This window comes from Xylophilus sp. ASV27, assembly GCF_016428875.1.
Lineage (GTDB): Bacteria > Pseudomonadota > Gammaproteobacteria > Burkholderiales > Burkholderiaceae_C > Xylophilus.
In genome coordinates this window covers 1-18,115 of record NZ_JAELTO010000092.1, presented here as the reverse complement: position 1 = coordinate 18,115, position 18,115 = coordinate 1, and the positions used below count along the sequence as shown (strand labels likewise).

Genomic DNA, 18,115 nt, shown 5'->3' with positions numbered 1-18,115 from the left:
CCGCCTGTGGCAAGCCCGCCCCCATCGAAACCGTCGAATCGCTGGTGGCGAACCCGGAGCGCCTGAAAGCACTACGGCAGGCGTGCAAGGCCGACCACGCCAAGGTCGGCGATGCGCAGTGCAACGCGGTGGCGGAGGCCACTCGCCGGCGCTTCTTCGGCAGCGGCGGGCCGAAGTACACGCCGCCCGCATCGCCGCCGGGCGGGTTCTGGCAGGGGGAAGCGGCCAAGGCGCGTGCCGCACCGCCCGCAGCGTCCGTGCCATCCACGCCGAAGGACCTGCCGTGAACGACGTGGCGGTTCTGGACCGCTTCCTCGACGTCTTCTCGCGCTACATCGATTCGGGGTTCGGGCTGCTGCGCGGGGAAGTGGCATTCCTGACGGCCACGCTCATCGCGATCGACATGACGCTCGCGGGTCTCTTCTGGGCCATGAGCCATGCCTCGGGCCAGGGCGATGACGTGATCGCCAAGCTGATCAAGAAGGTCCTGTACGTCGGTGCCTTCGCCTACATCATCGGCAACTTCAACAGCCTGGCGGGGATCGTGTTCCGGTCCTTCGCCGGACTGGGTCTCACAGCCTCGGGTTCCGGCATGAGCCAGGCGCAACTGCTGCAGCCGGGCCAGCTTGCCAAGGTCGGCATCGATGCCGGCCGCCCGATCATGGAGCAGATCAGCGGCATGACGGGATTCCCGGAGGTGTTCGCCCATCTGGACACCATCGCCGTGCTCTTCCTCGCCTGGCTGGTGCTGATCGTCGCGTTCTTCGTGCTGGCGGTTCAGCTCTTCGTCACGCTGATCGAGTTCAAGCTGACGACGCTGGCGGGCTTCGTGCTCGTGCCCTTCGCGCTGTGGAACAAGACCAGTTTCCTCGCGGAGAAGGTACTGGGCAACGTGATGTCCTCGGGCATCAAGGTGCTGGTGCTGGCCGTGATCGTCGGGATCGGCTCCGGGCTGTTCTCGGAGTTCACGGTGCCGCCCGGCGCCGATCCGAGCATCGACCATGCACTGGTCATCATGCTGGCGTCGCTCGCGATGCTGGGCCTGGGCATCTTCGGGCCGGGGATCGCGACCGGGCTGGTGTCCGGGGCGCCGCAACTCGGGGCGGGCGCGGCGGCGGGAACCGCCATGGGTGCGGCAGGCCTTGCCGTGGCTGGCGGCGCGGCTACGGTGGGTGCCGGCTCGGCGGTCGCCGCCGGTGCGCGCATGGTGCCCGGTGCCGCGCGGGCTGCCATCGGTGGCAGTGCCGCTGCTGCCCGTTCTGCATCCTCGCTGGCCGGCGGTGCCAAGAGCGCGTACCAGGCCGGGGCCTCGGCATCCAGCGGCGGGCCGCTTCGCGCTGCGGGTGCCGGCGTTGCCAACGTCGCGAAGACAGGTGCCAGCGCGGCTGGGCAACGCATCGCGGCAGGCGCCAAGGCGATGAAGGACCGGGCGGCCGGCTTCGTGGCGGAAGCAGCGGCTCCGGCGGCTGCTTCCGCGTCTGCCGCATCGGCGGATGCCGGTGCGGCTGTGGGGCCAGCATCCGAACCTGCGTGGGCGCAACGCATGCGCCGCAGGCAGCAGATCAGCCATGCGGCTTCGACGACCGCGCACGTTCTGCGCTCGGGCGACCACGGCGGCGGTGGCTCCGGCCCCAGCTTGCGCGACGACTCCTCTTCCTGACTTTCCTGAGATTCATTCCATTGGAGATCCCATGCGATTCAAACGCCCCCTGGTGCGCTATGGCGACACGCCGCAGCCCGCCACCGCTTATCAATCCGCCGCCCAGGTCTGGGACGAGCGCATCGGCTCCGCCCGCGTGCAGGCGAAGAACTGGCGGCTGATGGCCTTCGGCTGCCTCAGCCTGGCGGTCCTCATGGGCGCGGGGCTGGTCTGGCGTTCCGCGCAGTCCATCGTCACGCCCTACGTCATCGAGGTGGACCAGGCCGGGCAGGTGCGGGCTGTGGGCGAAGCTGCCACGCCCTACAAGCCCAGCGATGCGCAGGTGGCGCACCACTTGGCGCGCTTCGTCACGCTGGTGCGGTCCCTCTCCGTCGATCCCATCGTGGTTCGTCAGAACTGGCTCGACGCTTACGACTACACGACCGACCGCGGTGCAGCCACCCTGAACGACTACGCGCGCGTGACCGATCCGTTCTCGCGCATCGGGCAGGAGACCGTCACGGTGCAGGTCAACAGCATCGTGCGGGCCAGCGACAGCTCATTCCAGGTGCGCTGGACGGAGCGGCGGTATGTCAATGGTGCGGCTGCAGGCTTGCAGCACTGGACAGCGGTGTTGTCCATCGTGCTGCAGACACCACGCAGCGAGGAGCGGCTGCGCAAGAACCCGCTCGGTATCTACATCAACGGGCTGTCGTGGAGCCGGGAGCTCGACGCCAGCCAGGGAGCAAAACCATGAATGTTCGTTTCCGTACTTCCGTATTCGTGGCCGTGATGGCCGCGCTCATCCTCGGCGGCTGCGCCTCGCAGGGCAAGCCGCCGCCGGTGATCTCGCTGGATGAGCCTGTGGCTGTTCAGGCCCAGCCGCTGCCCGAAGCACCCAAGCCCATCGAGGTGGTTGCGGTACCGGAGCCGCTGGCGCTGCCTGCGCAATTGAAGCCATTGCCCGCGATGGACACGCCGGCATCTCCGCCGGAGCCCACCGACGAGAAGCTGCGCGTGTCGCGCGCCAATGAGGAGGCCCGCGTGGCGCCGACGCGCGAGGGATATGTCAACGCGATCCAGGTGTGGCCCTTCAGCGATGGCGCGCTGTACCAGGTCTATGCAGCACCGGGACGCGTGACGGCGATTGCTCTGCAGGCGGGCGAGGAACTAGTGACTGTGGCTGCGGGCGACACTGTGCGCTGGATCGTCGGGGACACGTCCAGCGGCGCAGGTGAGGCACTGCGCGTGAGCGTTCTGGTCAAGCCGATCCGTTCAGGGTTGAAGACCAACCTGGTCATCACGACCAGCCGACGCACCTACCTGATTGAGCTGACCTCGACCGAGAAGGCCTGGATGGCCTCGGTGTCCTGGGACTATCCGAAGGACCGTATGCTGGCCCTGCAGCGTCAGGCGCAGGCGGCGAGCGCTGCCGCGCCTATCGATTCCGGGCTGTCTCTAGAGAAAATCCGCTTCCGCTACGCAATCACCGGCAGCGCTGCACCATGGAAACCGCTGCGGGCTTTCGACGATGGCGAGAAGGTCTACATCCAGTTCCCGGCCGGCATCGCGCAGGGCGAACTGCCGCCGCTGTTCGTGATCGGCGCACAGGGCGATGGGCAACTGGTGAACTATCGATTCCGGGCGCCGTACTACATCGTCGATAGGTTGTTCGGTGCAGCGGAACTGCGGCTCGGCGCCGACAAGGGGGACGTGGTGCGCGTCGAGCGCACCGACGGAGTGACGCGGGGGAGCGGGTCATGAGCGCGGAGCAAAGCGCTGGGGCCGCCAAGCTGCCGCCGGAAGCCGTGGCGCTGCGTGCCCGGCCTCCGGCTGTGACGAGGCTCAATCGGCGCATGTTGGCAATGGTGGTCGGTGGGCTGGCAGCTTCGGTGCTCGGTGCCACGATCTGGTCGTTGCGGCCCGCCACGCGAAGCAAGGACACGCCGGCAGAGCTGTACAACGTGGACCGGGTGTCGAAGCCCGACGGGTTGAGTCAGTTGCCGGCGGATTACTCCAAGCTGCCGCCCGCTGTAGCACCAGTCCCGGAGTTGGGGCCGCCGCTGCCGGGCGACCTGGGGCCGGCCATGGTGAAGTCGCAGCAGCCCGCAGTCGGCGCCTATGCGGCACCGGGCCACGATCCGGCGCAGGCCGAGCGCGATGCGCTGCGCAAGGAGGCCGAGCAGGCGATGGGTTCATCGGTGTTCTTTCGGTCGAGCGGGCAGCGTGCGGCCGCACCGGCGGCAGCCACCAAGATACCGGCCGCAACGGCGGCTTCCAGCCTGACCGCGTTCAACCCGATGGGGCCTGGCGTGGCATCGACGGCGGCACAGGCCTCGGATGCTACGACAGCGCAGAACCGTCAGGAGCAGAAAGAGGCTTTCCTGAAAGCCGGATCTACGGATACCCGCAATTCCGGCGCGTTGAAGCCGCCAGCCTCGCCGTACCAGGTGATGGCCGGCACGGTGATCGCGGGTGCGCTGGTGACGGGCATCCAGTCGGACCTGCCGGGCGACGTGATCGCCACGGTGACGGAGCCGGTCTATGACACGGCTACAGGCCGCCATCTGTTGATCCCGCAGGGCTCGCGCATCTTGGGTAAGTACAACAGCCAGGTGAGCTACGGACAGAGCCGGGTGCAGGTGGTGTGGAACCGGATCATCCTGCCCGATACCTCATCGATCACGCTGGACAGTCTGGTAGGGACCGATCCGGCCGGGCGTGCTGGGTTGGAGGATGGCGTGGACTGGCATTGGGACCGGATCTTTGCGGGGGCGGCGCTGACCACGCTGCTCGGGATCGGCGCCGAACTGGCCGCACCGGAGAACCGGCAGGAGGGCGACCGCATCGTGATTGCAGGGCGCGAGAGCCTGCAGGACAGCGTGAACCAGGTCGGGCAGGAGATGACGCGGCGGAACATGAACATCCAGCCGACGCTCACTGCCAGGCCGGGGTTGCCGATGCGGGTGCTGGTAGCCAGGGACCTTGTGCTCAAGCCTTACCAGCCGTTGTTCTTCCAGGCGGGAGCGCGACGATGAGCCGGGCCGGTCTTCGATTGAGTTTGGGTCCCATCCCGAAGCCGGACGCTGTAAAGCTGACAATCACGGTGTCAGCCGAGTTGAGAGCGCAACTGGATGCCTACGCTGAAATGCACAGCAGGGTGCATCAGGCCCCAGTGGATGCCTCAACGCTGGTGCCGCACATGCTTGCGGCGTTCATGGCGCGTGATCGGGGCTTCAGGACCATGTTGATCGCGGCGGCAAAGCCCAAGGCTGATTGAATCGGCCAGGGATTTTTTCAAGAGAATCGTCGGCCTCTACGCCGGGGCTAGCCGGCGTACGCTGCGTCGAGTGTTTGCGAAACACGACCTGCTTCATCCTCGACGCATGACCATGCCAAGAGGATTCACGATGTCTCATGTGGCCTGCGAAGCGAGCCAACCGCTCACGCGTCCCCTCCTCCCTACTCCGGCCTTTTTCAGAATGGCCGACGTGGTTCGCATCACTGCGCTGAGCAGAGCCACCGTATACAGGCGCATTGCGGAAGGCAGGTTTCCGCCCCCTGTTCATCTTGGAGGCCGTGCCTGCGGATGGTCTCCTTCCGACCTCCAGCGATGGATCAACGACCCGCAAGGCTACAGGTCCACTGGTTGGAACGGCGACCGCCCAACCGACCGTTGATCGCAGTGCGCCAAGTCCATCGACTCGCGATGCTTGGTGCCCGCACCCTCAAAATGCAGGTACTCGTCTGGCTGCGTCATCAGCATGCCCCACGTTCCGGAAAGCCATTTTGACAATGGTCTGCGGGATGCGAGCAGGCCGTTGCAGCGTTTTCATTTGGGGGCCTTCTTGGGGGCCTCATCCTGAAGACGGATTTAGAAATTATTTAAAATCAAGTAAATAAGAAGTTTATGAAAATTGCCACCTGGAACGTCAACTCCCTCGCCGTCCGCCTGCCGCAGGTGCTGGACTGGCTGATCGCCAATCCGGTGGACCTGCTGTGCCTGCAGGAGCTCAAGCTCACCGACGACAAGTTTCCGCTCGAGGTGCTGCAGTCGGCCGGCTACCACAGCGCTGTGTTCGGCCAGAAGACCTACAACGGCGTGGCCATCCTGAGCCTGGCGCCGCTGTCGGACGTGGCGCGCAACATCACGGGCTTTGACGACCCGCAGTCGCGCGTGATCGCGGCGACGGTGCGGACGCCCGATGGGCCGCTGCGCGTGATCAACTGCTATTTCGTCAACGGCCAGGCGCCGGGCAGCGACAAGTTCGCCTACAAGATGAAGTGGCTGGACGCGCTGCACGCGCAGGTCCAGGCGGAACTGGCGACGCACCCGCGGCTGGTGCTGCTGGGCGATTTCAACGTGGCGCCCGAGGACCGCGACAGCTTCGACCCCGAAGGCCTGCGCGAGACCATCCACCACACCAGCGAGGAGCGCGCGCATTTCCGCGCGCTGCTGGATCTGGGCCTGACCGATGCCTTCCGCATGTTCGAGCAGCCGGAGAAGAGCTTCTCGTGGTGGGACTACCGCATGCTGGGCTTCCAGAAGAACCGCGGCCTGCGCATCGACCACATTCTGGTGAGCGAGGCCCTCAGACCGCGGGTGACGGCGTGCCGCATCGACCGCGCACCGCGCAAGAACCCACAGCCGAGCGACCATGCTCCGGTGCTGCTGGAAACCATTTAGCTATATATTTGATAGCTATAAGCCCAGGATATACCTGGGCTTCAGGCATATTTCATCAAGATTCCGGCTATTCCAGGCCCAATTCCTGGATCTTGCGGGTGATGGTGTTGCGGCCGATGCCGAGCTTCTGCGCGGCCTCGATGCGGCGCCCGCGCGTGCTGGCCAGCGCGGTGAGGATCAGGCGCGACTCGAAGCGGCGCGAGAGTTCGTCCCACACGTCGTGGCGCCCTTCGCCAAGCAAGGCCAGCGCCTCGGCCTCGAGCCCCTGCTCCCAGCCACGGCTGCCCGCGGGCACGGCGTCCGCGACCAAGGGCATGCCCGCCTCGCCGGCCGGCATGGGGCTGCCGGCGACCTCCGCCAGCGCGGGCGCGGGCAGGCTCGGCGCCGGTGCCGCCGGCATCGGCGGCGGCGCGGGCTGGGCCTGGAACTCGGTACCCCAGACCTCGGGCGGCAGGTCCTTGGGCTCGATCACCTGGGCCGGCGCCATGACGGTCAGCCAGTGGCAGATGTTCTCCAGTTGCCGCACGTTGCCCGGGAAGCCAAAGCCGCTGAGCCTGGCCAGCGCGGCATCGGCGATGCGCTTGGGCTCGACGCCGAGCTGCTTGGCGCTCTGCTGCAGGAAATGCCGCGTGAGCATGGGCACGTCTTCGCGCCGCTCGCGCAGCGCCGGCAGGCGCAGGCGGATGACGTTGAGGCGGTGGAACAGGTCTTCGCGGAACACGCCGTCCTTCACGCGCTGCTCCAGGTCCTGGTGGGTGGCGGCGATCACGCGCACGTTGGCCTTGACCGCGTTGTGGCCGCCGACGCGGTAGAAGTGCCCGTCCGACAGCACGCGCAGCAGGCGCGTCTGCAGGTCGAAGGGCATGTCGCCGATTTCGTCGAGGAACAGCGTGCCGCCCTCGGCCTGCTCGAAGCGGCCGCGGCGCATGGTCTGCGCGCCGGTGAAGGCGCCGCGCTCATGGCCGAACAGCTCGGACTCCAGCAGGTCCTTCGGGATGGCGGCGGTGTTGATGGCGACGAATGGCCCGTTGGCGCGCGGCGAGTGCTTGTGCAGCGCGCGTGCGACCAGCTCCTTGCCCGAGCCGGACTCGCCGGTGATCATCACCGTGACGTTGCTCTGCGAGAGGCGGCCGATGGCGCGGAACACGTCCTGCATGGCCGGCGCCTGGCCCAGCATCTCGGGCGCGGCGGCCATGCGCTCCTCGGCCACTTCCTCGCGCTGGCTTTCTTCGACGGCGCGGCGGATCAGCTCCACCGCCTTGGGCAGGTCGAAGGGCTTGGGCAGGTACTCGAAGGCGCCGCCCTGGAAGGCCGAGACGGCGCTGTCCAGGTCGGAGAACGCGGTCATGATGATGACCGGCAGGCCCGGCAGCTTCTCCTTGACCTTCTCCAGCAGATCGAGGCCCGAGCCCCCGGGCATGCGGATGTCGCTCACCAGCACCTGCGGGCCCTGGCTGTCCGGATCGTCGTCCTGGGCTTCCTCCAGCGCCGCGAGCACTTCACGCGGGTTGGTGAAGCTGCGGGTGGGCAGGTCCTCGCGCAGCAGCGCCTTCTCCAGCACGAAGCGGATGGATTGGTCGTCATCTACTATCCAGATCGGCTTCATGTCTTGCGCGTACCTCAGGTCGGTTCGTTATCGATGGTCAGGGCAACGGGATCAACAATTTGAAATCCGTCCTCCCCGGGACGCTGTCGCACTCGATCAGGCCATGGTGCTGCTGGACGAAAGTCTGCGCCAGCGTCAGCCCCAGGCCGGAGCCCCCCTCCCGGCCCGACACGAGCGGATAGAAGATGCGGTCCTTGATCGAGTCCGGCACGCCGGGCCCGTTGTCGATGACATGCAATTCCAGTGCCAGTCGGTAGCGCTGCTTGCCAAAGGTGATCTGGCGCGCGATGCGCGAGCGCAGCGTGATCTCGGCATCGCCCTCGGCGATGCGCTCGGCCAGGGCCTGCGCCGCGTTGTGCGTGATGTTGAGCACGGCCTGGATCAGCTGCTCGCGGTCGCCGCGGAACTCCGGGATCGAGATGTCGTAGTCGCGCACCACCCGCAGCCCGCGCGGGAACTCGGCCATGATCAGCGAGCGCACGCGCTCGCAGACCTCGTGGATGTTGACGTCGCCCACCACGTGCGGGCGGCGGTGCGGCGCCAGCAGGCGGTCCACCAGGGTCTGCAGCCGGTCGGCCTCGTGGATGATGACCTGCGTGTATTCGATCAGGTCGCGCGACTCGATCTCCATCTGCAGCAGTTGCGCGGCGCCGCGGATGCCGCCCAGCGGGTTCTTGATTTCATGGGCCAGGTTGCGGATCAGTTCCTTGTTGGCCTGGGCCTGGTCGATCAGCCGCTCCTCGCGGTCCTGCTTGGCCTGCAGCTCCAGCGGCAGCAGCTCGACGATGGTCTCGCCGCGCCGCTCGGTCTGCGCCACGATCACGTGGACCGGGAAGGTTTCCTGGTTGGCGCGCCGCACCAGGGCCTCGTAGCGCAGCGCCGAGAAGGCGTTGTCGGCCGCCCCTTCGAGGGCGCTGCGCAGGATCTGCGGTTCGGTGAAGAAGTCGCCGAAGGGCGTGCCCTGGATGGTCCGGCGCGAGATGCCAATGGCATCTTCCAGCGCCGCATTGGCGAAGATGACCGAGCCGTCGGTGCGCACCACCGCGACCAGCGTGGCCAGCAGGTCGAAGGCCCTGTAGCGCGAAACGAGCTTGGGAACTCCCGGCAGGCGCAGGCTCATCGTGACGACGGCAGCCTCGCGATCTCGCGCTTGATGCCGGCGATGTCGGCCTCGTTGCGCGCCACGCTGGCCTTCAGGTCGGCCACGCGCTCGCGGTAGCGCGCCTCATCGCCCGCCTCGGAGGGCAGCCGCGCCGGCTGGCCGTTGTTGTACTGGCGCACCAGGTCCATCTGGCGCGCCTCGGCGCGGCGCAACTCGCCCTCCAGGATCGCGCGTGCGTCGGAGTCGCGGGCACGCTGCTCGGACACGTCGACGCGCGGCGCATTGGGCGGCGCCGTCACCACGCCGCCGCCGCCACCGCCGCCCGCCGGTGCCGGGCGCGTGCCCTGGATGATGGTGATGTTGCCCCCGTCGACCAGCTTGCAGCCGCGCTGCTTGGCGCTCGCGGCGTTGTTGGTGTATTCGTTGCCGCAGCGGTAGATGCGGTCCTGGGCCACGGCCGGAAGAGCCGCCAGCACCGCCGCGGCAGCGACGAGGGAAACGAGAAAAGGGTGTGTCATGCAGTATCTGCTGGAGGGCCTGGGCCCTTGCCGGAGAAGGCCGCCAGTATCGTGCAAATCCCCGTTGGCACGCTCCAAAGCCCCGCGGCAAAGAAAAAGGCGGCCGAAGCCGCCTTGCGAACCCTGCCGGAGGCAGGATTACAGCGAGTAGTACATGTCGTACTCGACCGGGTGGGTGGCCATGCGCAGGCGCGTGACTTCGCCCATCTTCAGCTCGATGTAGGCGTCGAGCATGGTGTCGGTGAACACGCCGCCCTTGGTCAGGAAGGCACGGTCCTTGTCCAGATACTCCAGCGCCTGGTCCAGGCTGTGGCAGACGGTCGGCACCAGCGCGTCTTCCTCGGGCGGGAGGTGGTAGAGATCCTTGGTCGCGGCTTCGCCCGGATCGATCTTGTTTTCCACGCCGTCGAGGCCGGCCATCATCAGGGCCGAGAAGCACAGGTACGGGTTGGACAGCGGATCGGGGAAACGCGCCTCGATGCGGCGGCCCTTGGGGTTGGCCACATACGGGATGCGGATCGAGGCCGAGCGGTTCTTGGCCGAGTAGGCCAGCTTCACCGGGGCTTCGAAGCCGGGCACCAGGCGCTTGTAGCTGTTGGTGCCGGGGTTGGTGATGGCGTTCAGGGCACGGGCGTGCTTGATGATGCCGCCGATGTAGTGCAGCGCGTATTCCGAGAGTCCCGCGTAGCCGTCACCGGCGAACAGGTTCTTGCCGTCCTTCCAGATGGACTGGTGGACGTGCATGCCGGAGCCGTTGTCGCCGACCACGGGCTTGGGCATGAAGGTGGCCGTCTTGCCGTAGGCGTGGGCCACGTTCTGCACCACGTACTTCAGCAACTGGGTCCAGTCGGCGCGCTGCACCAGGGTGCTGAACTTGGTGCCGATCTCGTTCTGGCCGGCGCCCGCCACTTCGTGGTGGAACACTTCGACCGGAATGCCCAGGGATTCGAGGATCAGGGACATCTCGGCGCGCATGTCCTGCGTGCTGTCGACAGGAGGCACCGGGAAGTAGCCGCCCTTGACGGTCGGGCGGTGGCCCTTGTTGCCGCCCTCTATCTTGGCGCCGGTGTTCCAGGGCGCTTCGTACTCTTCGATCTTGTAGAAGCAGCCGGACATGTCGTTGCCCCAGCGGATGCCGTCGAAGATGAAGAATTCGGGCTCCGGACCGAAGAAGGCGGTGTCGCCCAGGCCGGAGGCCTTCAGGTAGGCCTCCGCGCGCTTGGCGATGGAGCGCGGGTCGCGGTCGTAGGCCTTGCCGTCGCCGGGCTCCAGCACGTCGCAGGACAGCAGCAGGGTGGGCTCTTCGAAGAAGGGGTCGAGATTGGCCGTGTTCGGATCGGGCATGAGCAGCATGTCCGAAGCCTCGATGCCCTTCCAGCCGGCGATGGAGGAGCCGTCGAATGCATGGCCCGACGTGAACTTGTCTTCGTCGAAGTGCGACACGGGCACGGTGACGTGCTGCTCCTTGCCACGGGTGTCGGTGAAGCGGAAGTCGACAAACTTGACCTCGTTTTCCTTCACCATCTTCATCACGTCTGCGACGGTCTTAGCCATCAGGAATCTCCAGTTGAATGCGCGTTGAACAAAATGCGACAGGATGCGGGAATGCAGTTTCTGTGCCAAACGTGGTGCATGGCGAGTGTCTGTGCAGCTCGCTATTCTGCCTTGCCGCGACAGGGGTTTTGAGCGCCCTGCCCTCGCCCGCCCGCGCTTGGGCCGAGACAGTCGAGCGCTTGCACACCATTGGTGCACATATGGACCGCACCACGACAGTGCATCACGGGCGCACCAGTTCGGGGCCCAACTTCAGATCGAAGCCCTTCACCCCCTGCAGCAGTTCGGCATAGGCGGGCTCCACCGCGTCCCGCGGCCCTTTCACGCCCAGCTCGATGTGGCGCCCGTATTCGGCATGGTCCACGCTCGGCAGGCTGAAGACCTTGACCGCCGGGTACTGCGCCTCGATCCGCTCCATCAGCGGCGTGAGCGTTGCCTCCATCGAGCCGAAGATCACCACGGAGCGCTCCTGCTGCGCATGCCGCTGGTGCAGATGGCTGTAGTGCTGGTCCAGCACCCACTCCATCATGGGCCAGGCCATCACCGGAAAACCCGGCACGAAATGCACGCTGCCTCCGCCCGGGCCGTGGCAACTGAAGCCCGGGATCTTGTTGTAGGGATTGGGGATGATCCTGGCATGCTCGGGAAACACGCCCATGTTCAGGCGATGCACGTTGTCCTGCCGGTCCGGCTCGTAAGGCAGGCCCTGCTCGCGCGCGGTGTCCTGCATGCGCTCGCGGATCAGCGCCTCGGCCTGCGGGTGCAGCCGCAGCGGTTCGCCCAGCGCGCGCGCGGCGCACTGGCGCGTGTGGTCGTCCGGCGTGGCGCCGATGCCGCCGCAGGAAAACACCACGTCCGCGGTGGAAAAGGCGCGCGCCAGGGTGGCGGTGATGCGGTCGGGCGCATCGCCCACGTATTCCGCCCAGGACAACTGCAGGCCGCGCGCACCCAGGAGTTCGATCAGCCTGGGCATGTGCTTGTCGGCCCGCTTGCCCGACAGGATCTCGTCGCCGACGATGATCAGGCCGAACACCGGCGGCCCTTCCAGCACCGGGCGCGGCGGGTGCGGCAGTGCATGAGGCACGGGAACGCTGGGCGGGGTCGTGGGAAGAGTCATCCCCCCATGGTAGCCGCTACCCAGGCCCGCGCGGCAATGCGGGCGCGTCCCCGGCGCGCAGCGCCTGCAGCGCGGCCAGGCAGTAGTGCAGGAACCACAGCGCGGAGAACGCGAACACCATGGTGTAGATCCAGACCGCCAGCAGGGTGAGCGGCAGCAGCAAGGCCAGGAACCAGGCCCCCGACAGCCACACCACGCCCGGTGCCGCCCCCAGATAGCCGCAGGCGATGCCGATGGCCAGCAGGCGCCCGCCATGGCGATGGAAGATCTGCCGCCGCTCCTGCGCGCTCGCGTGCGCCGCCAGCGCGTCGAACGCCATGACCCGGTAGGTGAGCCAGCCCCAGATCAGCGGCGGCAGCACCAGGATCAGCGGCGGCACCAGCCACAGCGGGATCGACAGCAGCAGCGCCCCCAGCGCCGCCAGCGTGGTGCCGCCCGACCACAGCAGGCTTTGCACGAACGAGGCCCCGCGGCGGCGCTCCAGCCCGGGAAAGCGCCGCCCGGCCACCAGCCCCAGCAGGGCCGGCGTCATGAGCAGCGCCACCAACAGCAGCGCGGCCAACACCAGCAGCGGCAGGATCGCCAGCACCAGCAGCAGCGGCGCCAGCACGGCTTCGGCATGGCCCACGCCCAGCGAGCGCAGCCAGGACCAGAAGCCTTGCAGCAGGCTGGCGCCGGCCAGCCAGGCATGGGCCCAGGACAGCGCGCCGTCCCAGTAGAAATACCCGAACCCCCAGGCACCGGCCACGATGATCAGCACCGGCAGCAGCGACAGCGCCAGCACGCGGGGCTGCAGGCAGTCGGCCAGCGCGTGCCGGCAAGCGTCGAGCACGCCCTGCATGCCGTTCATCCCCTGCCCAGCAGGCGCTTGAGCCCCAGCCACTGCTGTGCCCAGAAGCCCCGGCCATAGTCGCGCACGCGGCCGGCGGCGTCGGGCTCGACCTGGTCGCGGATGCCGGTCGGGTCGTAGCGCAGCGTGAAGTCGGCGGTGCGAAACAGCATGTCCCACCAGGGCAGGAGCACGCCGAAGTTGCGGCTGCCCAGGCGGCGCCGGCCGTCGGGGTCCACCACCTCATGGCCGATGCCTATGCTGTGGTGCCGCCGGTGGAAACGCGGGCTGACCCACAGCCGCTCGCCCACGCGCCCGAACCACAGGCGCAGGTTGGCATGCTGGAAGTTCTCGCTCAACTGCATGATGGCCACCACCGCCACGAACTGCCCGGGCGCGATGCCGATCAACTGCGCCACCACCACCACGATGCAGTCGTGCAGCAGCGAATCGAGCAGATGGTTGCGGTTGTCGCTCCACATGGTCATCTGCCGCTGCGAATGGTGCAGCGCATGCAGTTGCCACCACCAGTTCCACTGGTGCTGGGCGCGGTGGATCCAGTACTCCAGGAAGTCGAAGGCCAGCAGGTACAGCAGCAGGCTGAGCAGCGGCTGGTCGGTCACGCCGGGCCAGACTTCATCGAGATGGAAGGTGCTCAGGCCATGGACCCGCAGCATGCCGAACCACGCGTCGAAGAGCGGCTGCGCCAGGAAGAACAGCCCCACCCGGAACAGGCCCAGCCGGTGCAGCAGCGTGTAGGCGATGTCGACCCGGATCGCGGCGCGGTCCTGCACCGGCTCGACCGGGCGCCAGCGCTGCAGCGGCCCGATCACGGCCAGCAGCACCGCGATCTGCAGCAGCCCCACCAGCAGCCAGCCGGTGGCGTCGTAGCCATCCTCCAGCAGGCTGGCCAGGCCCAGCGCGAACATCAGCGGCTGCACCACGGCTTCGAACAGCCACTGCTGGGCCTGGGCGAAAACGTTCGTCAGGAATTCCATCATGTTCACGGGTGTCGGGAAATCCAGTCGCGGTAGTCCGGATGCTGCCGCAGCGTTGCAAAGCAGAAGCCCTTTTTCTGCAGCCCGACGATCAGCGGCTCCAGCACCGCGGGCGCCCAGGGGTCCTTGCGCGACCAGATGCCCAGGTGGGCCAGCAGGATGTCGCCGGGCCGGACGTCGCGCAGCGCCTTGTCCAGCAGGGCCTGGTTGCTGAAGCGCTCGCTGGGCAGCTCGTCGCCCAGAAAGCCAGCCGGCGCCCAGCCGACGTGGGCATAGCCGCAACCGCGCGCGGCCGCCAGCAGCGCCGGCGAGGTCTTGCCGCCCGGCGCCCGGAACAGCGGCAGCGGCGCCTGCCCGGTGAGATCGCGCAGGCGCTCGGCCGAGCGGCGGATCTCCGCGCAGTAGCCCGCCGCATCCAGCACCAGGTCGCGCCCCTGCTGCGGCCCGGCCGAGGGCCGGATGCGGAAGCGCTGCGGGTGGCTGGCGTCGGCCGGGATGTCGCCCCGCCAATAGGCATGGTCGTAGGTGTGCGAGGCAAAGGCATGGCCCTCGGCGGCACGCGCGCGCCACCAGGGCGCCCAGTGCGGGCCCAGGCTGCCCTCGCCTTCCTGGGTCGCCTCGTTGGCGGCGAAGAAGGTCACCTTCACGTCATGGCGGCGCAGCACGTCGGCCACCAGCGGCGCGATGCCCATGTGGCCGGTATCGAAGGTGAGGTACACCGGTTTGCCGCAGTTTTCAGAGCCTTTTTGGCCTGTAGCCCAGGAACTACCTGGGCTACATGCTATAAAAACAATAGCAAACATCCATCCTGCGACGCGACGCGCCGCAGGCCGCCGGCGCTCAGCGCCGCGCGTGGTCCAGCGTCCAGACGCCATGGGGCGACTTTCCGACCTTGACCTGCCGCACCACCTGGCGCGTCTGGGTATCGATCACGGTGAGCTTCCTGGCCCAGCGCGAGGTGACCAGGATGTAGCGCCCGTCGGCCGAGACATCCATGCAGTCCGGGCCGCCCGGCGCCGGGTAGCTGGCCACCACCTGCTGCGACTGCCAGTCGATCTTGCTGATCGTGTTGGCCACGCGGTTGCTCACGTAGACATGGCGGCCGTCGCCCGCGGTGCGGAAGGCATGCGCCCCCTTGCCGGTCGGGATCTTCTTCAGCAGGCGCGGCTCGGCGCCGGAGATGTCGAATACCTCAACCCCGTCGCCACCGGTCAGGCCCAGGAACAGCGTGCGGTCATCCGGCGTGACGAAGACGTCGGCCGGCATCGGCCCGGTCCGGGTGCGCCACTTGATGGTCTGGGTCTGCAGGTCGATGGCGACCAGCTCGTCGCTGTCCTGCATGGATGAATACACCGTGCGGCTCTTGCTATCGATCCACAGGTGGCTGGGGGTGCGCGCCGTGGCCACGCGCTTGGCCAGCGTCAGCTCCTGCCCATCCCAGCGGTAGATGTCGACGTGGTTGAGCCGGTTGGCCGCCGTCACGAACCACTTCATGTCGGGCGAGAACTGCAGCTGGTACGGATCGACGATGCCGCGCACCGTGCGCTGCACCTCGGCCGTCTTCGGATCGAGGAAGGTCAGCGAATCGCTCAGCGCATTGGCGACGATCAGCGAGCGCTCGTCGGGCGTCAGGTAGAGATGGTGCGGCTCCTTGCCGGTCGGAATGCGGCGCAGCTCGGTCCAACTGACCGGATCGATGACGCTGACGTCCGCATCGAGCGAATTCAGCACGAAGACCGGATGCCGCAGCACCGGCTCCGCAGCCGCGGTGGCCGGCCCCCCCTGCGCACGGACAGGCATGGCCAGCAGGCCCGCCAGCAACACGACGGCCCATATCGCAGGCGCTGGAAAACGAACGAAAGACATCAAACCCCACTGCAATCCGGATAGCCGCCCAGTGTAGCCGGCGGCACCGCGGTGAACCTCAGCGTCAGGGCTTGAGCAGCGCCAGTTCCTGCGGCCCCAGCCAGCGCCAGCCGCCCGGGGGCAGATCGGCCGGCAGCGCCAGCCCGCCGATGCGCGAACGGTGCAGCGCCTCCACCCGGTTGCCCACCGCCGCCAGCATGCGCTTGACCTGGTGGTACTTGCCCTCGGTCAGGGTCAGGCGCAGGTGCCGCGACTCACCCGCCGCGCCCACGACTTCGCAGGCCGCCGCGCGCACCGGCTTGGGATCGTCGTCCAGCACCACGCCGGCCAGCAGCCTGCCCACCTGCGACTCGTCCACCGGGTGCTTGGTCGTCACCTCGTAGACCTTGGGCACATGGTGCTTGGGCGAGCCCATGCGGTGGATGAACTGGCCGTCATCGGTGAGCAGCAGCAGGCCGGTGGTGTCCTGGTCCAGACGGCCGATCGCCTGCACCCCCTGCACCGCCCCCTTGCTCGGCCGCAGCCGCAGCGGCGACGGCAGCAGCGTATAGATGCTGGGATAGGTGGAAGGCTTCTGCGAGCACTCGGTGCCGGCCGGCTTGTGCAGCATCAGATAGGCCTTGGCATGCACCTCCCACTCCACCCCCTGCACGCGCAGGCGCAGCCCCTGCAGCGCGAATTCTGCCCAGGGATCGGCGCAGTCCCGCAAGGCGCCGCCCTCCTCCGGCACACCGACCTGCACGTGGCCCTGCTGCACCAGGCCGGTACACACGCGGCGCGTGCCGAAGCCCTGGCTGAAAAGAATGTCCTGAAGTTGCATGCGCGGGTCAAAGTTTCTCTGTCAACTGTACGAAATGGGCATCAGCGGATCGAGCTGACGCACGATGGAGCACCGACCCAGCTTTCCACTTCCAGCGCGGGTACGCGCGCGAATTCCGGCACATTGTTCGTCACCAGTACCAGGCCCTCGCTGCGTGCGTGGCCCGCGATGTGCAGATTATTCACGCCCATGGGCTGGCCCGGCTTTTGCAGCGCACCAGTTCTGACTGCAGTGCATCCCAGAGTGCAAGGCGGTGCTCGATGGCCGAGATGCCCGCGCGGCGGATCTGCTCCAGGCTGTCCGCATTGCCCTGCGCCAGGTCGCTGACGAGACGCGTCGCCGCTGGGCCATGGCTGTCACCGTCGAGATCAATGTGACGCTGCAGGTAGTAAACGAAGATGGGCGTCTCCTCCCGGGGCACTGACCAATCGGCCAGCAGCGTCTTGAACATCTGTGGAATGGCATCTTCGCGCCCGTACAGGAAGCTGCCGAGCACCTCGAAAACGAAACCGTTCTGGGCGGTGTCGATCGTGGCCAGCACGAACTTCTGAACGGGCTCCGGCGCTTTCACCATGCGCAGAGCAATGTCTACGGCGATACTCGACCGAACCAGATCAACGAAGTGTTCGATCTGCGAAGTGCTGGGTCCGACCTCCCGCATCGCGGACAGATACAGATCGAAATGGCTGGCGTGCAAACCGTCCGGCTAATGTCGCTCTCTTCGCCCAGCACGATGTCGTTGAGTAAGCGCGCAGCGGACGGACGGGTCGGTGGCGTCCAAGGCAGGGTCACCGACGTGAATTCGTGCTGGAGACGCTTGACGAGGCTCATGAAGTCCCACACGGCAAACACATGCCAGGACATGAAGCAGCGAAGATCCTCCGTCGAATGCACGCGTCCAAATATGGAGTGCGTCTTCAGTTCTGTGGATCGCTGTTCGAGAAGCGCGCGCGAGCCGTCGTACACCAAATTCATTTTTTGCAATCCTTTAAGTTGAGGAACAACACACGTACCAGCACGGGAATACATGGCAGCGCAGCTCTTGCCTGGAATTGCCTCACAAGGTGTTCGGCAGGATTGTAGAAACGTCGCGACAAGCCGGCGATTACTCTGATTCACAAGGACCGCAACGCATGGCAAAGCCGATAGGCCATCCCATTACACACATCTCCCCTGATGTCCAATAGCGTCCCCGAGGACGTACGAAGCAGGTAGTGATGAGCTGGGCGCAGGAAGAATTCAGGACACTGGATCTGGGTGATGAGCGCCTGAGAGCGCGCGCCGTGCTGCTGGCCGAGCGCCTGGGCAGCAAGCCCAGCGAGAGCATCCCCAACGCGTGCAGCGGCTGGGCCAAGACCCAGGCGGCCTACCGCTTCCTG

At 67.0% G+C, this 18,115-nt stretch carries 21 protein-coding genes and 1 pseudogene; 9 read left to right on the top strand and 13 right to left on the bottom strand.

Annotated elements, in window-relative coordinates:
* From JHD63_RS17215 to xth, 8 genes and pseudogenes are all read left to right on the top strand, one after another.
* Positions 1-200, top strand: a pseudogene (locus JHD63_RS17215) (entry exclusion lipoprotein TrbK); the annotation flags it as partial.
* 83 nt (positions 201-283) lie between these two features.
* A complete protein-coding gene (trbL, locus tag JHD63_RS17210) occupies positions 284-1,660 on the top strand; it encodes a P-type conjugative transfer protein TrbL (RefSeq protein WP_198972026.1) in 1,377 nt (458 codons plus the stop codon).
* Positions 1,661-1,691: 31 nt separating this feature from the next.
* Positions 1,692-2,396 carry a conjugal transfer protein TrbF gene (gene trbF, locus JHD63_RS17205; protein ID WP_198972025.1) on the top strand — a complete coding sequence of 235 codons (705 nt, stop codon included), beginning with the start codon at positions 1,692-1,694 and terminating at the stop codon, positions 2,394-2,396.
* Entirely contained in the window at positions 2,393-3,403 is a 1,011-nt protein-coding gene (gene trbG, locus JHD63_RS17200) for a P-type conjugative transfer protein TrbG (protein ID WP_198972024.1), read from the top strand. The genes trbF and trbG overlap by 4 nt, the downstream gene beginning before the upstream one ends.
* Entirely contained in the window at positions 3,400-4,677 is a 1,278-nt protein-coding gene (locus JHD63_RS17195; protein WP_198972023.1) for a TrbI/VirB10 family protein, read from the top strand. Before trbG ends, JHD63_RS17195 begins: the two co-directional genes overlap by 4 nt.
* On the top strand, positions 4,674-4,919 hold the full coding sequence (locus JHD63_RS17190; RefSeq protein ID WP_198972022.1) for a DUF2274 domain-containing protein: 246 nt from the start codon (positions 4,674-4,676) through the stop codon (positions 4,917-4,919). The genes JHD63_RS17195 and JHD63_RS17190 overlap by 4 nt, the downstream gene beginning before the upstream one ends.
* A 106-nt stretch (positions 4,920-5,025) precedes the next feature.
* Positions 5,026-5,319 (top strand): helix-turn-helix transcriptional regulator, encoded by a 294-nt coding sequence (locus tag JHD63_RS17185; protein WP_370590560.1) that lies wholly within the window; start codon positions 5,026-5,028, stop codon positions 5,317-5,319.
* A 230-nt stretch (positions 5,320-5,549) separates the two neighbouring features.
* Positions 5,550-6,326, top strand: a complete 777-nt coding sequence (gene xth, locus JHD63_RS17180) for an exodeoxyribonuclease III (protein ID WP_198972020.1) — start codon at positions 5,550-5,552, stop codon at positions 6,324-6,326.
* Between the two features lie 67 nt (positions 6,327-6,393).
* Here the strand turns inward: xth and ntrC are convergent, their stop codons facing one another.
* The 13 genes from ntrC to JHD63_RS24600 form a co-directional block, all read right to left on the bottom strand.
* Entirely contained in the window at positions 6,394-7,932 is a 1,539-nt protein-coding gene (ntrC, locus tag JHD63_RS17175) for a nitrogen regulation protein NR(I) (protein WP_198972019.1), read from the bottom strand.
* Between the two features lie 37 nt (positions 7,933-7,969).
* Positions 7,970-9,052 (bottom strand): nitrogen regulation protein NR(II), encoded by a 1,083-nt coding sequence (gene glnL / locus JHD63_RS17170; RefSeq protein WP_198972018.1) that lies wholly within the window; start codon positions 9,050-9,052, stop codon positions 7,970-7,972.
* Positions 9,049-9,552, bottom strand: a complete 504-nt coding sequence (locus JHD63_RS17165) for a hypothetical protein (protein ID WP_198972017.1) — start codon at positions 9,550-9,552, stop codon at positions 9,049-9,051. Before JHD63_RS17165 ends, glnL begins: the two co-directional genes overlap by 4 nt.
* Before the next feature lie 138 nt (positions 9,553-9,690).
* Positions 9,691-11,106, bottom strand: a complete 1,416-nt coding sequence (glnA, locus tag JHD63_RS17160) for a type I glutamate--ammonia ligase (RefSeq protein WP_198972016.1) — start codon at positions 11,104-11,106, stop codon at positions 9,691-9,693.
* A 223-nt stretch (positions 11,107-11,329) separates the two neighbouring features.
* A complete protein-coding gene (locus JHD63_RS17155; RefSeq protein ID WP_370590558.1) occupies positions 11,330-12,190 on the bottom strand; it encodes a competence/damage-inducible protein A in 861 nt (286 codons plus the stop codon).
* Positions 12,191-12,239: 49 nt separating this feature from the next.
* Positions 12,240-13,073 carry an EI24 domain-containing protein gene (locus tag JHD63_RS17150; protein WP_370590557.1) on the bottom strand — a complete coding sequence of 278 codons (834 nt, stop codon included), beginning with the start codon at positions 13,071-13,073 and terminating at the stop codon, positions 12,240-12,242.
* Positions 13,070-14,050: a sterol desaturase family protein gene (locus JHD63_RS17145; RefSeq protein WP_198972014.1), complete on the bottom strand. Its 981-nt coding sequence runs from the start codon at positions 14,048-14,050 to the stop codon at positions 13,070-13,072. Before JHD63_RS17145 ends, JHD63_RS17150 begins: the two co-directional genes overlap by 4 nt.
* Positions 14,051-14,055: 5 nt before the next feature.
* The gene (locus JHD63_RS17140; RefSeq protein ID WP_370590556.1) at positions 14,056-14,925 is read right to left on the bottom strand and encodes a polysaccharide deacetylase family protein; all 870 of its coding nucleotides are present in this window, start codon (positions 14,923-14,925) and stop codon (positions 14,056-14,058) included.
* Complete coding sequence (locus JHD63_RS17135) at positions 14,891-15,850, bottom strand: YVTN family beta-propeller repeat protein (RefSeq protein WP_198972012.1); 960 nt, start codon at positions 15,848-15,850, stop codon at positions 14,891-14,893. Before JHD63_RS17135 ends, JHD63_RS17140 begins: the two co-directional genes overlap by 35 nt.
* 130 nt (positions 15,851-15,980) lie before the next feature.
* Positions 15,981-16,736, bottom strand: a complete 756-nt coding sequence (locus JHD63_RS17130; RefSeq protein WP_198972011.1) for a 16S rRNA pseudouridine(516) synthase — start codon at positions 16,734-16,736, stop codon at positions 15,981-15,983.
* Positions 16,737-16,777: 41 nt separating this feature from the next.
* On the bottom strand, positions 16,778-16,921 hold the full coding sequence (locus tag JHD63_RS17125) for a hypothetical protein (protein ID WP_198972010.1): 144 nt from the start codon (positions 16,919-16,921) through the stop codon (positions 16,778-16,780).
* On the bottom strand, positions 16,918-17,433 hold the full coding sequence (locus tag JHD63_RS17120; protein ID WP_255519300.1) for a DUF3050 domain-containing protein: 516 nt from the start codon (positions 17,431-17,433) through the stop codon (positions 16,918-16,920). The genes JHD63_RS17125 and JHD63_RS17120 overlap by 4 nt, the downstream gene beginning before the upstream one ends.
* A complete protein-coding gene (locus tag JHD63_RS24600) occupies positions 17,325-17,600 on the bottom strand; it encodes a DUF3050 domain-containing protein (protein WP_255519301.1) in 276 nt (91 codons plus the stop codon). Before JHD63_RS24600 ends, JHD63_RS17120 begins: the two co-directional genes overlap by 109 nt.
* 353 nt (positions 17,601-17,953) lie before the next feature.
* On the opposite strand from JHD63_RS24600, the gene JHD63_RS17115 reads away from it, so the two are divergent.
* On the top strand, positions 17,954-18,115 hold a 162-nt coding region (locus JHD63_RS17115), incomplete at its 3' end, for an IS4/Tn5 family transposase DNA-binding protein (protein ID WP_198972009.1).